Source organism: Nitratireductor arenosus (assembly GCF_009742725.1).
Classification (GTDB): Bacteria; Pseudomonadota; Alphaproteobacteria; order Rhizobiales; family Rhizobiaceae; genus Mangrovimarina; species Mangrovimarina arenosa.
Map to the genome: position 1 here is coordinate 885,031 of NZ_WPHG01000002.1, position 14,706 is coordinate 899,736.

Annotated in this window: 14 protein-coding genes and 1 tRNA gene; 13 read left to right on the forward strand and 2 right to left on the reverse strand. The window is 65.1% G+C overall.

The genetic code is table 11. The annotated features are described in order from the left end of the window. The first annotated feature begins 127 nt into the window (after nucleotides 1–127). The 3 genes from GN330_RS11275 (at nucleotide 128) to GN330_RS11285 (ending at nucleotide 2,172) form a co-directional block, all read left to right on the forward strand. The gene (locus GN330_RS11275; RefSeq protein WP_197435119.1) at nucleotides 128–469 is read left to right on the forward strand and encodes an ArsR/SmtB family transcription factor; all 342 of its coding nucleotides are present in this window, start codon (nucleotides 128–130) and stop codon (nucleotides 467–469) included. Beyond that, on the forward strand, nucleotides 466–1,392 hold the full coding sequence (locus GN330_RS11280; RefSeq protein WP_156712739.1) for an SRPBCC family protein: 927 nt from the start codon (nucleotides 466–468) through the stop codon (nucleotides 1,390–1,392). The genes GN330_RS11275 and GN330_RS11280 overlap by 4 nt, the downstream gene beginning before the upstream one ends. Before the next feature lie 231 nt (nucleotides 1,393–1,623). Further along, complete coding sequence (locus GN330_RS11285; RefSeq protein WP_343040561.1) at nucleotides 1,624–2,172, forward strand: dihydrofolate reductase family protein; 549 nt, start codon at nucleotides 1,624–1,626, stop codon at nucleotides 2,170–2,172. A 430-nt stretch (nucleotides 2,173–2,602) separates the two neighbouring features. Here the strand turns inward: GN330_RS11285 and GN330_RS11290 are convergent. After that, a tRNA-Ser gene (locus GN330_RS11290) sits at nucleotides 2,603–2,692 on the reverse strand. Between the two features lie 321 nt (nucleotides 2,693–3,013). On the opposite strand from GN330_RS11290, the gene GN330_RS11295 reads away from it, so the two are divergent. The 5 genes from GN330_RS11295 (at nucleotide 3,014) to GN330_RS11315 (ending at nucleotide 7,742) form a co-directional block, all read left to right on the forward strand. Next, nucleotides 3,014–4,219: a septal ring lytic transglycosylase RlpA family protein gene (locus GN330_RS11295; RefSeq protein WP_156712741.1), complete on the forward strand. Its 1,206-nt coding sequence runs from the start codon at nucleotides 3,014–3,016 to the stop codon at nucleotides 4,217–4,219. Nucleotides 4,220–4,498: 279 nt separating this feature from the next. Further along, nucleotides 4,499–5,611 (forward strand): D-alanyl-D-alanine carboxypeptidase family protein, encoded by a 1,113-nt coding sequence (locus tag GN330_RS11300; protein ID WP_197435137.1) that lies wholly within the window; start codon nucleotides 4,499–4,501, stop codon nucleotides 5,609–5,611. Nucleotides 5,612–5,797: 186 nt separating this feature from the next. Then, nucleotides 5,798–6,763, forward strand: a complete 966-nt coding sequence (locus tag GN330_RS11305; RefSeq protein ID WP_156712743.1) for a glycosyltransferase — start codon at nucleotides 5,798–5,800, stop codon at nucleotides 6,761–6,763. Then, nucleotides 6,760–7,146, forward strand: a complete 387-nt coding sequence (locus tag GN330_RS11310; RefSeq protein ID WP_197435120.1) for a GtrA family protein — start codon at nucleotides 6,760–6,762, stop codon at nucleotides 7,144–7,146. Before GN330_RS11305 ends, GN330_RS11310 begins: the two co-directional genes overlap by 4 nt. Beyond that, nucleotides 7,143–7,742, forward strand: a complete 600-nt coding sequence (locus GN330_RS11315) for a hypothetical protein (RefSeq protein ID WP_156712744.1) — start codon at nucleotides 7,143–7,145, stop codon at nucleotides 7,740–7,742. The genes GN330_RS11310 and GN330_RS11315 overlap by 4 nt, the downstream gene beginning before the upstream one ends. Nucleotides 7,743–7,752: 10 nt before the next feature. Here GN330_RS11315 and GN330_RS11320 read toward each other — a convergent pair whose 3' ends face one another. Next, nucleotides 7,753–9,504: a hypothetical protein gene (locus GN330_RS11320; RefSeq protein ID WP_156712745.1), complete on the reverse strand. Its 1,752-nt coding sequence runs from the start codon at nucleotides 9,502–9,504 to the stop codon at nucleotides 7,753–7,755. A 195-nt stretch (nucleotides 9,505–9,699) separates the two neighbouring features. On the opposite strand from GN330_RS11320, the gene tmk reads away from it, so the two are divergent. From tmk to GN330_RS11345, 5 genes are all read left to right on the forward strand, one after another. After that, nucleotides 9,700–10,359 carry a dTMP kinase gene (gene tmk / locus GN330_RS11325; RefSeq protein ID WP_343040563.1) on the forward strand — a complete coding sequence of 220 codons (660 nt, stop codon included), beginning with the start codon at nucleotides 9,700–9,702 and terminating at the stop codon, nucleotides 10,357–10,359. Then, nucleotides 10,356–11,408 (forward strand): DNA polymerase III subunit delta', encoded by a 1,053-nt coding sequence (locus GN330_RS11330; protein ID WP_156712747.1) that lies wholly within the window; start codon nucleotides 10,356–10,358, stop codon nucleotides 11,406–11,408. The genes tmk and GN330_RS11330 overlap by 4 nt, the downstream gene beginning before the upstream one ends. Nucleotides 11,409–11,505: 97 nt before the next feature. Further along, entirely contained in the window at nucleotides 11,506–13,056 is a 1,551-nt protein-coding gene (gene metG / locus GN330_RS11335; RefSeq protein ID WP_156712748.1) for a methionine--tRNA ligase, read from the forward strand. Between the two features lie 13 nt (nucleotides 13,057–13,069). Then, complete coding sequence (locus GN330_RS11340; protein ID WP_156712749.1) at nucleotides 13,070–13,867, forward strand: TatD family hydrolase; 798 nt, start codon at nucleotides 13,070–13,072, stop codon at nucleotides 13,865–13,867. Continuing rightward, nucleotides 13,864–14,685, forward strand: coding sequence for an MBL fold metallo-hydrolase (locus GN330_RS11345; RefSeq protein WP_156712750.1), 822 nt, complete (start codon nucleotides 13,864–13,866; stop codon nucleotides 14,683–14,685). The genes GN330_RS11340 and GN330_RS11345 overlap by 4 nt, the downstream gene beginning before the upstream one ends. Nucleotides 14,686–14,706 lie beyond the last annotated feature (21 nt).

The following is a 14,706-nucleotide window of genomic DNA, read 5'->3' on the forward strand; positions in this document are numbered from 1 at the left end:
GATTTCTCGGCGGGCTCGGCAACCGAAGCCGCCCGCTCCGGCAAACCGGCGCGTTCGGACAGAGAAACTTAGCATATTGGCGAAGTTTTCGATTGCCTCGCCGCCCGCTCCGATGATAGTTAGCATTATGACTAAGCATCATTCGGACCTTTCGCTGCTCTTCCATGCCCTGGCCGACCCGACCCGTCGATCGATCCTGACCCAACTCGCCGAAAAGCCGGCGCGGGTGACGGATTTGGCCGATCCCACGGGACTGCGACTGCCCACGGTGATGCGTCACCTTTCCGTACTGGAGGAGGCGGGGTTGATCGCTACGTCCAAGGACGGGCGGGTACGCACCTGCGCCATTGTCCTCGAGGCGATGGAACCGGTGCGAACGTGGATCGATGAACAGCGAGCCATCTGGGAATCGCGGCTCGACCGGCTGGACGCATTTGTAATGGACGTGATGAAGGAACGCGGAAAATGACACCGACCTTGAAGCCGGGCATTACGCCCCGGACCGCGCCCGATGACGGGAGCGATCGTTTTGCGACGCTGACCTTCGAACGGGACGTGGCCGCTCCACTGGCCGTATTGTGGGAGGTGTGGACGGCCCCGGCCGCGCGGGCGGTCTGGGCTGCGCCATCGCCGTCGGTGACGGTGGAATTCTTGGAGGCCGACACCAGGGTAGGTGGACGCGAGGTCTCGCTGTGCAAGGTGGAGGGCCAGCCCGACATCCGCTGCGAGTGCGGCTGGCTGGACTTGCAGCCAGCGGTGTGCAGTGTGAACTACGAGGTGATCTCGTCCGGGGGTGTGACGCAAGCGGCAGCGCTGGTGACGGCTGATTTCTCGGGCGCGGACGAGCGCAGCCGGCTGGTCGTAACGGTGCAGCTTTCCTCGCTGGCCGAGGATATGGAGGCGGGCTACCGACAGGGCTTCGCTGCGGGACTGGACAATCTCGCGGGTGCGGCCGAACGGACTATGGTGCTGCAGCGGGTGATACAGGCGCCGCGATCCATCGTGTGGGGGGCATGGATGAACCCTGAAACGCTACCGCAATGGTGGGGACCGGACGGGTTCTCCTGCCGGACGAAGCGGATCGACCTGCGGACGGGCGGCGAATGGGTTTTCGACATGATCGCGCCTGACGGCACGGTCTTCCCGAACCACCACCTTTATGGTGAGGTTCGCGCCGAGGAAAGGTTTGGCTACACACTGCTGTGGGGCGAGAACGGGCCGAAACATGCCGACGCATGGGCCTCGTTCGAGGATCAGGACGGGGCGACGAAGGTTACGCTGGGCATGGTATTCAGCACCGCTGCCGAGTTCCAGCAGGCGAAGGGTTTCGGCGCCGTGGAACTGGGCCTGCAAACGCTGGGCAAACTGGAACGCTTCGTCAAATCCGGCTGAAAAAAACTACGGCTTCCCGCTGGCTCGAAATTGGCGCCTGGACGAGGCCGTCATCCATATCGCGCCCCGTTCTCGTCGGCGACGGCATCCGCCCGTTCGGTCAAAACGGCATGGAGCCGATCGGGATGCGGAAGAGCGCGCTTTCGCAAGCCGGGCAGATCACCGACATGCGCTTCCGCTTCGCGGGATAGTGCCGAAATTCACCCAGGGATATACGAAGAGGAGGGGCCTGTGAGAAAACTGATCATATGGGACATGGTGACCGTCGACGGCTTCCTTGAAGGTCCGGACAGGGACATCAGCTGGTTCGTCTTCGAGGACGAACTCGAAAACTACATTCGTAAGACCCAGGAAAAGGCCGACACGCTGATCTTCGGCCGCGTGACCTACGAGTTCATGGCAGCCTATTGGCCGTCCGAGCAAGGCTGGATCGCGAATTTTATGAACAAGATCGAAAAAGTGGTCTTCTCGCGCACGCTGAAAAGCGCCGACTGGAACAATACCAAACTCTTCAACGGCAATGTCTTCGAAGAAATCTCCAAGCTGAAGACCGGGGACGGCGGAGACATCTTCGTGTTCGGCAGCGCCGACCTCACGGCGACCCTGATGGAGCACGGCCTGATTGACGAGTATCGCCTCGGGATCAACCCTGTCATTCTCGCGAAAGGCACGCCGCTCTTCAAGGGCGGCGCGAACCGGATCCCCCTGAGGCATCTGGAGACGAGGACGCTCAAGTCCGGCGTTGTCGTTCTCCATTATGCTCCCGAAAGCAGACAATGACGATCGATCCGCTCTTCGCCTCAGCTTGGCTGCTTGAATTGTAAGGGCCTTGGGATGCGGCGCGCTCCGGACGACCGGCGACCAAGGGGGAAGCTGTCATCACCCCAGGTCCGCGAATAACCGCTTGCGGGTTTGACGCGGCCGGCTCGAACGGCTGAATTGAGGTCGATAGCGGTCGTGATGCGCTCTACCTGGCTGTAACCCGAGCCAAGATATATCGGGCCGAAGCGTAGAAGCGGCGGTTTATTATCCCGCTTGGTGCGACGCGGCAATCGGCTGCAAGTCGCGCCATAAAAGGCAATCGGCTGGCAAGTGGCGGAGAGTTCGGGACGAAGTTCGAACTCGGAGCCCAGCGGGCGACTGCCCGCCGGCCGGTCAGGCCGCCCCCGCGGAGGCGTTGAGCGAAGCGAAACTCCCGTGAGCGAAATAGTGGCGGAGGGAGTGGGATTCGAACCCACGGTGACATCGCTGCCACGCCGGTTTTCAAGACCGGTGCCTTAAACCGCTCGGCCATCCCTCCGGCCTCGGCCCGTTAATGCGCGAAGCCGCCTCGCTTTGCAAGATTGGCCGCGTCGGGCGCAAGAGCAAGGCGCCGATTGCGCCGGCGAGGCCGACGCAACCGATCGGACCCGTCCCGCCAACCGGCTCCGGCGGTGCAAAATGCGTCCGCGCGGTCACAAAATCGCCCCGTTCCCGCCACAAGGGATTAACAGCACGCTAAGCAGTTTTTTCGTACTGATGGCGCTGTCGGTTGGGAGAGGGTTGTCCGATCGGCGTCGATCAAGTACCGCAGGGGACTTGGTAGCGGTATCGAATGACGATTTCTGGGGACGGTTTTTCAATGTCATTGCGCTCTCGCCGGTGTCTGTCGCGGATCACGGCCTCCATCGCGCTGATCGGTGCCACCGCCGTTCTGGCGTCCTGCGCCGGCGATCCGACGCCGAAGGCATCCGTGGCCAGCGCTGGTTCCAAGGAATATTTTTCCGAATCCGAATATGGCGTGAAGGCCAGCCCGAAAGTGTCGATGAAACGCTCGGGGCTGAAGCGCGGCGGCGGCCGCGACCAGACCGGCAAGCCCTACAAGGTCAGGGGCAAGTGGTATTACCCCAAGGAAGATCCCGATTACGTCAAGGTCGGCGCCGCGTCCTGGTATGGCTCGGCCTTCCACGGCCGGCTTACGGCCAATGGCGAAGTCTACGACATGACCCATCTCACGGCCGCGCATCCGACCATGCCGCTGCCGAGCTACGCCCGCGTCACCAATATGAAGAACGGCAGTTCCGTGGTGGTGCGCGTCAATGACCGCGGCCCGTTTGCGCATGGCCGGGTCATCGACCTGTCGAAACGGGCGGCCGAAATGCTCGACTACACCCATTCGGGCGTCGCCAAGGTGAAGGTTGAATATGTCGGCCGCGCGCCGCTGCACGGCCAGGACGATCAATATTTGATGGCCTCCTATCGCCCGGGCGACCAGGATGGCGGTCCGGAGGAAATCTCGCCCGGCGTGATGATCGCCATGAACGGCCCGACGCCGTCGGCGCCGGTATCGGCGCTTGCCGCGGCGACGGCGCAGGCCGGCCCGATCCGCACGGCGATCACCGACGGCGATCCGCTCTTGCCCGCGTTCGGTCCGTCCGTGCCGGAACGCCCCTTGCCCGGCGGCTTGGACGCGCCGGTGGCGGTCGCGGCCTTGTCTTATGCCGATCAGCGCGTGGCGCGTGCTGCCGGAGCGTTCGACGCGATGCTGGCCGGGCAGGGCGCACCGCAGACACCGCCTGCCGCAAGCAGCGGCAAGGCCGACCGGCTGGAAGCCCCGCAGGCGGCCACCGACTATATAGCCGTCGGCACTTTCGCCGATCGCAACGAGGCGCAAGACATCATCGCCGCGCTGGCCGCCCACGGCCGGCCCGAACTGATCGCGGAACGCGGCCAAGATGGTTCCTGGTACACGGTCAATCTGCGTCCGGACGGCCGCGCGCCGCTCGACGACATGCTGCGCCGGGCCTGGGCGGCGGGCGCCGACCAGGCGCTGACGGTTCGCGACTGACGTTTGTCCGCTTGCCGATCGGTCGTTCCGGCCGGCGGCGCCCCGATCGGGGGCTTGCTGTCGCGGGGCGCTTGCCGGCGCCAACCAAACTCCATTTCACCCGACCGCTTCCATTTGGCGATGAACGGTTCTAGGTTCGCCCGGGGCTTTCTGGACGGTGCCTGCGCGCTCGCTGGACGAGGCACAAGGCGCGGCGCCGCGAGGACACGGGGTGTTGGCGTGACATATGCGAAATACCGGGCGGTCGTGACCGCCCTGATCGGCGTTTTCGCCGTGGCGATGGCGTTTTCGTCGCCGGCCCGGGCGCAGCTTTTCGAAACGCGCGCCCAGTCCGCCTTCATGATCGACGCCGAAACCGGCACGGTTTTGTTGTCCAAGGACCCCGACGCGCCGATCCCGCCGGCCTCGCTCGCCAAGCTGATGACGATGGAGGTGGTGTTCAACGCCGTCAAATCGGGGCGGCTGTCGCTCGACGACGAATTCCTGGTCTCCGAGAACGCCTGGAGGACCGGCGGCGCGCCGTCGGGCACCTCGACCATGTTCGCCGAACTCAAATCCTCGATCCGTCTCGAAGATTTGATCCAGGGCGTCATCGTCCAGTCGGCCAATGATGGCTGCATCGTCATCGCCGAAGGCATGGCCGGCTCGGAGGAAAACTTCGCCCAACTGATGACCGAGCGGGCGCGCGCGATCGGGCTGGAAAAATCGGTGTTCAAGAACTCGACCGGCCTGCCGGCCGACGGCCAGGTGGTGACCGTGCGCGAACTGGCGCGGCTCGCTTTGCATATCTGGCGCGAATATCCGCAGTTCTACCGCTATTACGCACAGCCCGATTTCACCTGGAACAACATCAAGCAGTCGAACCGCAATCCGCTTTTGAAGATGGATATCGGCGCCGACGGGCTGAAGACCGGTTACACTGAGGAATCGGGTTACGGCATTGTCGGCTCGGTCAAGCGCGGCAACCGACGGCTGTTCGTCGCGCTCAGCGGCATGTCGAGCGCCACCGTGCGGGCCGAGGAGGCGCGCAAGGTGCTCGACTGGGGCATGCGCGCCTTCGACAAGCGCGAGATTTTCGGGGCCGGCGAGGTGGTCGGCGAGGCAAAACTGTTCGGCGGCGCCAAGACCGGCGTGGCGCTCAAGGCCGACGGTCCTGTGTCGATCTTCATTCCGATCACCAATCGCGACCGCCTGATCGCGCGCATCGTCTACGAGGGCCCCGTGTCGGCGCCGGTGTCGACGGGCACGCCGGTCGGCGCGCTGAAAGTGTGGGTCGGCGACACGCTCAGCCAGGAAACCCCGCTTTTCGCCGCCGAGGACGTCGATGTCGGGCCTCTGCACCGTCGCGCGCTCGACGCGATCGAGGAATTGCTGATCGGCTGGCTGAGGTAACGCCCGGCGTCATAAGCCATCCCGGCTTCGACCGGACAAAGGGGAGTGTTCGCGGTCCGGCGCATCGAAATCGTCGTGTCCGCTTTCATCTTTGCGTCTTTTCGGGCAAACCAGACCAATGCCGCCGCGCGGTTCTGCCGATCCGAGCCGTCCGCCGGCGGCGGCGTCACATGGTCGAAGATTGAGATGAATCTGTCGGAAAAGCGGCTCGTCATCGTCACACCGGTCTATGAGGATCGCGAGGCGGCGACGCGCCTGTTCGGCGTGCTTTCGGCTCAGTTCGGCGCCGCGCTTTTTCTGGTGGCGGTCGACGACGGCTCCGTCCGCGAGCCGCTCGATATCGAATGCCTGCGCGCGGCCGGGCTCGACGGGGCGGTGCTCAGGCTGCGGCGCAATGTCGGCCATCAGCAGGCGATCGCCATCGGTCTGGGTTACGTGGCCGAGCATATCGGGCCTCGGCACGAGGTGGTGGTGATGGATTCCGATGGCGAGGATATGCCCGCCACCATCCCGCGCCTGCTCGACCGGCTTCGGGCCGACGATGTCGATGTCGTGGTCGCACAACGCGAAAAGCGGGTCGAGACGGTCTGGTTCAAGGCGTTTTACGCGATCTACAAGCGGTTTTTCAGCCTGATGACCGGCCGCGCCATCTCCTTCGGCAATTTCATGGCGCTGAAGGCGCATGCTGTCCGGCGCCTGGTTTCCATGCAGGAACTGTCGGTTCATGTCGCCGGCACCGTGCTTGCGTCCAAGCTGCGCACGGGGTTGTGCGCGCTGCCGCGCGGCCCGCGTTATGCCGGGCAATCCAGGATGAATTTCGTCGGCCTGACACTGCACGGCTTCAAGGGGCTGATGGTGTTCGCCGAGGACGTGCTGGTGCGGGTCGGCATCGCCTGCACGCTGACGGCGGCGCTGTCGGTTGTCGGCGCGATCGTGGCGGTGGCGCTCAAGCTGGCCGGTTTTTCCACGCCGGGCTGGTTTTCCGTCGTGCTCGGCATTCTGGTGCTGATCTTCCTGCAGACCGGCGCGCTCGCCCTGATGACCTTGATGCTGACCGGCGTCATGCGCGGCGGCACGGTTGCCAGCTCGACCGCCTATCTGGCCTTTGTCGACGAAGTTCTCGAAACCGGCCAGGAGGCCGCAACGCCGTGAACGCGCGCCTTGCCGAAGTGCTGCGTTACATTCTCAACGGGCTTGCCGCGACGGTCGTGCATTATGGCGTGCTGACCTTCAACCTCGCCGTCCTGGCGATCCCGTCGGCGGGGCTCGCCAATTTTCTCGCCGCGATCGTCGGCATCACCGCGTCCTTTCTCGGCAGCCGCTATTTCGTTTTCCGCAAGACGCGGGAACATATGCTGCGCCAGATGGTCAAATTCGGCGGACTGTACGGGGCGATCGCCGTCCTGCACGGCCTCGTGCTTTTGGTCTGGACCGACTATCTCGGCCACGATTTCCGTGTCGGTTTCGTGATCGCGACCGCGATGCAGGTCAGCCTCAGCTATGCCGGCAACCGTTTTCTGGTGTTCGTGCGATGAAATTCGCCTATGCGGTCCTGCTGAGCCTCGTCTATGTGGTCCTGTTGCTTGGCCTTTACGCCGTCCATGTCCGTTTCCTGCCTGTCGACGTGGTGCTTTACAGCGCGCTGCAGGATGCGCTCGCGGCGCTTGTGGTGCTTGTGGCGGCTGTCGTGGCGCTGCGGCGGCTTTTGCCCTTCAACAGCTTCGAGACGATGCTTTTGGTGGTGGTATGGTTTCTGGGCGGCTATGCCTTTGCGATTTCGGTGCCGACCGTGCTCGACCGGTCGCTGTCCTTCTACATCCTGGAAAAGCTCGAGCAGCGCGGCGGCGGCATTCGCCGTGACGCGATCGGACGGATGTTTGCCGAGGAATATCTGCCGGAATACCGCCTGGTCGACGTGCGGCTGACCGAGCAGGTCGAATCCGGCACGGTGGTCATCGAGGATGGCTGCGTGAAGCTTACCTCGCATGGCGCAAGGCTGGCGGCAGTCAGCCGTTTCTTCCGCACTCATCTTCTAGCGCGCAAACGGCTTCTGGCGGACGGCTATACCGACGCGCTGATCGATCCGTTCAAGAACAGCCCCAAAGGCAGGATCGGCTACGAGTGCGGATAGACGCGCCGCGTCAGCGCTCGCCGGTGCGAGCGGCAAGGCAGGCGGCGTCGAAAAGCAGATGGCGTTCGCTGCTGGCGACCGCGCAACGCGCCTCCAGCGGCTTGAAAAACGGTACGTTTCCCGCTTCCAGAAAGTCCAAAGCCGGGGCCACCGCCGGCACGCTCGCCCGCCAGCGGCGCAGCCGGTCGCGCTGGCGCTTGTCGTCCCGGTCGACCAGCAGATAATCGACGCCGCTGTCGTGCGCGAAGGCGGCAAAGGCATCGGGGCTGGTCTGGTACATGGCGCGTGCCGTGGCGGCGACGCGGTCGTAGAGCAGGTCGTGATAGGTTTTTTTGTAGGGGATCATCAATTCGTGGGCGGCGTAGACGCTGCGCGAGGAAAAGGCCGGCACGAGGTCGAGTTCGCGCGACAGCCCGCCGACCAGCGTGTCCTTCGGCGTCTGGCGCAGATAGGCGTGAACGCTCGGCGATGCGGAAAAGAGCATCCAACTGGTCGCCACCATCACGACCGCGACGACCAGGCCGGGCGCGAGCACAAGCACGCCCGCCGCCTTTTCCCAGCCGTGCCGCTTGAGCCGCTGCGCGCCGGCAACGACCAGGGCGGCCGCGAAAGGCAGGACGACGAGCACGAAGGCGGTCCTGATGGCGTTGTGGCCGTAGCGGCTCGGCTCGTGCAGCCTGAACAGCACCAGATAGGCGAGGCTGTGCAGGATGACGCCCGAAGCGAGGATCGCAAGCGCGACGACGGCGAGACGCCGCGGCACGGCCGGCATGCCGAGCCGGCGCATCAGGCCCGCGCTGCGGCCAGCGACGACCTGCCAGGACAGGCCGAAAAGCAGGGCGAGCGCCAGGCCGGCCACGATCCCGCGCCAGGGCGGTGCCAGGATGCGAAAACAGAACGTGGCATAGCCGTTGCGATTGCACCACAGGCCCAGCGCGCCGTTTTCCTCGAAGAAGGCGAGCCGGCCGCCGGGCGTAAAGATCGCCGCCTGCCGGGCTTGCTCCAGCGAAAAGGTCGGGCCGAGCGCGGCCAGTTCGCGCATGAAGAAAAACCCGCCGACGAGCGCGGCGATGCCGCCGACAGCGAGCGTGACCAGCGTTCTGCGATCGGTTGCGACGAAAGGAAAGCCCGGCCTGAGACACAGCAATGCCATCGCCAGGCCGCTGACGGCCACGGTGGCGGGATAAAGCCCGGTGCCGACAAACAGCGCAGTTGCGGTCAGAAGCGGCCGGCGACGCAGAAAGGCAAGCAATGACAGCGCGATGATGATCACGCCGAACGTCTTCGGCAGCCCGACCGCAACCATCGGGCCGCCGAGCACCAGCGGCGCGGTCGCGCCGACCAGGGCCGCGCCGAGCCGCGACGGCCACAATTCATAGGTCAGGAGATGGACCGAGACCGAAAGCAGCGCCCCGAGCGCGGCGATCATGAAAAGCAGGTGCACCAGGAGCGCGTCGGCGCCCGCCAGCGTAAACGGCCGGTAGAGCCATTCGTACCCCCATGGGGTCAGCGCGCGAAACTGATCGGCAATGGCATCGCCTGGAAAAAGCGACGGCTCGGCTTGCTGACGAAGCCAGACGACGAAATGGCGCGCATCGTCCTGCACGATCAGCGGCCAGTGATAGGCGGCCGCAATGGCCATCGCCACCCAGACGAGCGCCCATCCCGACATCGCCAGCAGGGCGGCGGAAAGCGGGGTGCAGTCCTCGCCCGGCGACAGCCGGCGCCAGGATCGGTCCCGCTTGGCGCCTGACGTGTTCAAGGGCAACCCACCTTCGGAGATCGACGTGTAAGCCGCTATGCCACAGCCGCCCGGTGCGGACAATATCGGGTCCGGGCCCGCGGGCGGCCGATGCGGGGATCGAATCCGTGCGGCGATCCGGTGCCATATGCATGGATTTTGCCGGCCCGCGGCAGTAAGAAGGCGGCCGACAGCCGAAGAAAGGGCAAATCGGCCGTGCAGCGTGGATTGTTCATCACTTTCGAGGGCGGCGAGGGTGCCGGCAAGTCGAGCCAGATCCGCATTCTGGCCGACACGCTGCGCGCGCGGGGCTACGACGTGCTCGTCACAAGGGAGCCGGGCGGTTCGCCCGGTGCCGAAGCAATCCGCCACGTGCTTTTGTCGGGGGCGGCCGAACCGTTCGGGCCGGCCATGGAGGCGATCTTGTTCGCCGCCGCGCGCTCCGACCATGTCGAGCAGGTGATCCGTCCGGCGCTCGAAAGCGGTACGATGGTGTTGTGCGACCGGTTCATGGATTCCTCGCGCGTCTATCAGGGCGTCACCGGCGGGCTCGACCCCGCCTTCATGGCCGCGCTCGAACGGGTCACGGTCAACGAGATGATCCCCAACCTGACGTTGATCCTCGACATCGACCCGGTCGAGGGCCTCGACCGCGCCAATGCGCGCCGCGGGGAAGGGCAGGCCGATCGCTACGAGAAGGAAACGCTGGACATTCACCGGCGGCGGCGCGATGCATTCCGCGATATCGCCCGCAGCGATCCCGAGCGCTGCAAGGTGATCGACGCGTCCGAAAGCGAGGAGGAGGTCGCCGCGACCGTTGCCGGTCACGTCGCCGACCTGCTCGAACAATATGAGATGGTGGCAGCCGAAGAATGAGTTTCGAACGCAGCGGCGCGCTACAGCACGACACGCTCGAGGATATCCCGGAGCCGGCGGAAAACCCGATCCTGTTCGGTCACGGGGACGTTGTGGCGCGGATCGCCAAGGCGCACCGGGCCGGCAAGCTGCATCACGCACTGGTGCTGGCCGGGCCGCGCGGCATCGGCAAGGCGACGCTGGCGTTTCATCTCGCCTATCATCTGTTGCGCTATCCCGATGCCGCCGATGCGCCTGAAACCCTTGCCGCGCCCGATCCCGAAACGACGCTGTTCAAGCTGATCGCCAATGGCGGGCATCCCTCGATCCTGCATCTGACCCGTCCCGTCAACGAGCGCACTAAGGCGTTCCGCACCGCGGTCACGGTGGAGGAGATCCGCAAGGTCCAGCGTTTCCTGTCTTTTACCGCCCATGATGGCGGCTACCGGGTGGTGATCATCGATCCGGCCGACGACATGAACCAGAACGCGGCCAACGCTTTGTTGAAGAACCTGGAAGAGCCGCCGGCGCGCACCCAGTTCATCCTGATTACGCACGCCGCGGGCGGCCTCCTGCCGACGATCCGCTCGCGCTGCCAGATCGTGCGGCTGCAGCCGCTCGCGGAGACGGACTTCGCCAGTGCGCTGACCGGTCTCGGCATCGCGCCGCAAGACACGGAAACAGCGAAGGCGCTGATGGCGCGCGCCGGCGGCAGCGTGCGCGAGGCGATCCTGCTGACCCAATATGGCGGCCTGGAAATCGCGGCGGCGATCGAGGAGATCGCCACCGTTGCGCGGTTCGACGTCGCCAAGACATGGCGGCTTGCCGATGCGGCCGCCGCGCGCGACCGGACGATGGCCTTTTCGCTCTTCAACCGCCACGTCCTCGACCACGCCGCGGCGCTCGCGGTCGAGGCCGCGCATTCCGGCGCCCTGGCGCGGGCGGACGCGCTGTCGCAGTTCTGGCATGACGCCAACCGCGCCATCGTCGAGGCCGAAACCTACAATCTCGACAAGCGCCAACACGTCGCCGGGCTGATGCGCGCCATGCACGCCGCGCTCGCCGGCTGATCGGTCCGCCGCCCGGTCGCGCGGTCGATTGCAGGATGGCCATGGCAGCCGCAATGCGCTATCCCACCGCCGTCAATCCTTTCGGACACGAATTTTCATGCCCCAAGACAGTTTCTACCTGACAACGCCGATCTTTTACCCGAACGGCAAGCCGCATATCGGCCATGCCTACACGGTGATCGCCACCGACGCGCTGGCGCGGTTCCACCGGCTCGACGGCAAGGACGTGTTTTTCCTGACCGGCACCGACGAGCACGGGCTGAAGATGCAGCAGACGGCCGAAAAGGAAGGGGTTTCGGCGCAGGCGCTGGCCGACCGCAATTCTGAAATCTTCCGCACCATGGTCGAGGCGCTCGGCGGCTCCAACGACGATTTCATCCGCACCACCGAAGCGCGCCACAAACAGGCCAGCCAGGCGATATGGCAGCGCATGGCCGATAATGGCGACATCTATCTCGACCGCTATACCGGCTGGTATTCGGTGCGCCAGGAGGCCTATTTCGACGAAAGCGAAACGATCGTCGGCGAGGACGGCGTGCGCCGCGAGCCGCTCGGTTCGCCGGTCGAGTGGAACGAGGAAGAGACCTATTTCTTCCGGCTTTCGGCCTATCAGGAGCGGTTGCTTGCCCATTACGAGGCCAATCCAGACTTCATCGGTCCGGCCGAACGGCGCAACGAGGTGATCAGCTTCGTCAAGTCGGGGTTGCGCGACCTGTCGGTGTCGCGCTCGACCTTCTCCTGGGGGGTGCCGGTGCCGGGCGATGAAAAACACGTCATGTATGTGTGGGTCGACGCGCTGACCAATTACATCACCGCCTGCGGTTTTCCCGACGACGACGCACAGAAATGGCGCTACTGGCCGGCCGACCTCCACGTCATCGGCAAGGACATCGTGCGTTTCCATGCCGTCTACTGGCCGGCTTTCCTGATGTCGGCCGGCATCGAGTTGCCCAGGCGCGTCTATGCGCACGGGTTCTTGTTCAACAAGGGCGAGAAAATGTCGAAATCGGTCGGCAATGTCGTCGACCCGTTCGCGCTGATCGAGCATTACGGCCTCGACCAGGTACGCTATTTCTTCCTGCGCGAGGTGCCGTTCGGCCAGGACGGCAGCTATGGCCATGACGCGATTGTCAACCGCTCGAATGCCGATCTGGCCAACGATCTCGGCAATCTGGCGCAGCGCTCGCTGTCGATGATCGCCAAGAACTGCGCGGGCAGGGTGCCCGACAAGGGCATGCTGACGGACGCGGATCAGGCGATCCTTGATCAGTGCGACGGCGCGCTTGACGCCGCCCGCAAGGCGATTGCCGACCAGGCGATCCACACAGCGCTCGCCGCGATCTTCGGCGTCGTGTCGGAGGCCAACCGCTATTTCGCCGGGCAGGAGCCCTGGGCGCTGAAAAAGACCGATCCACAGCGCATGCAGACTGTGCTTTACGTGACGGCCGAAACGGTGCGGCGGGTGGCGATCCTGTGCCAACCCTTTGTGCCGGACGCGGCGGCCAAGCTGCTCGATCTTCTGGCCGTCGTCCCCGAACGCCGGACTTTCGCCGATCTCGGCCAGGTGTTGGCGCCGGGCGATCCGCTGCCGCCGCCAGCGCCGGTTTTCCCGCGTTATGTCGAACAGGATCGCGCTGCGGCCGGCTGACAACGGAAACATCATGCTGGTCGACAGTCACTGCCATCTCGATTTCCCCGATTTCGCACCCGAACGCGACCAGGTGGTCGCGCGCGCCCATGCGGCCGGCATCGGCCTGATGGTCACGATCTCGACGCGGGTGAGGCGTTTCGCCGAGATCCTGGCGATCGCCGAGGCTTATGACGGCGTCTACTGCTCGGTCGGCACCCATCCGCACAATGCCGGCGAGGAGACCGACGTCACCACCGACGAACTGGTGCAGCTCGCAGCCCATCCCAAGGTGGTGGCGATCGGCGAAGCCGGGCTCGATTATTTTTACGACAAGGCCCCGCGCGCGGCCCAGGCGACCGGCCTGCGCCGGCACATCGCCGCCGCCCGCCAGACCGGCCTGCCGCTGGTCATCCACGCCCGCGACGCCGATGCCGACATGGCCGCGATCCTGGAGGAGGAAACGGGCAGAGGCGCATTCCCGTTCGTCCTGCACTGTTTTTCCTCCGGCCGGCAGCTTGCCGAAACCGGGATCAGGCTCGGCGGCTACGTGTCGTTTTCCGGTATCCTTGCCTTTCGCAAATCGGATGAGCTGCGCGCGATCGCGCGCGATCTGCCGCACGACCGGATTTTGGTGGAAACCGACGCGCCCTATCTGGCGCCGCCGCCGCATCGCGGCAAACGCAACGAGCCGGCCTTCGTCGCCCACACAGCCGCCGTCCTGGCCGACACGCTCGGCCTGACGCCGGACGACCTCGCCGCCAGGACGACGGAGAATTTCTTCCGCCTGTTTTCCAAGGTCCCGCGATCGGCGGGCGGCGGACGTTCATGAGTTCGGCGCCAGACCGTTTGCGGCTGACGGTCCTCGGCTGCGGCTCTTCGCCGGGCACGCCGCGCATCACCGGCGACTGGGGCCAATGCGATCCACGAAATCCGCGCAACCGGCGCCTGCGCGCGTCGGCGCTGGTCGAGCGTATCCGGCCCGACGGCGCCGCGACGCGGGTGGTCATCGACACGGGGCCGGATTTTCGCGAGCAGATGGTGCGCGCCGGCGTGGGCCGGCTCGACGCCGTGCTTTACACTCATGCGCATGCCGACCACATTCACGGGGTCGACGATCTGCGCGGCTACGTGCTCGAGCAGCGCCGGCTGATGGATATCTATGCCGACCGCCAGACGCTGGAGCGGCTGCGCGCCGCCTTCGGTTATTGTTTCGAGACGCCGGCCGGCAGTTCCTACCCGCCGATCCTGAACGCGCACGAGATCGACCATGACGCCGCCGTGACGATCACGGGAGAGGGCGGTGCGCTGACCTTCACGCCGTTGCCGCAGATCCATGGCGAGATCGTCTCGCTCGGCTTTCGCGTCGGCGACCTCGCCTATTGCCCGGACGTGAGCGACTTTCCGCCCGACACGGTCGACCGGCTGTTCGACCTCGACCTGCTGGTGATCGACGCGCTGCAATACCGGCCGCATCCCTCGCATCTGTCACTGGAGGAAACGCTTGGCTGGATCGGTCGGCTGGCGCCCAAAAAGGCGGTGCTGACCCATATGCACGTGCCGCTCGACTATGAGACGGTGCTGCGCGAGACGCCGGATCACGTGGTGCCGGGCCACGATGGACTCGTACTTGAGTTTTCGATTTTATGATGTTGAATCTGAAGGGAAAAT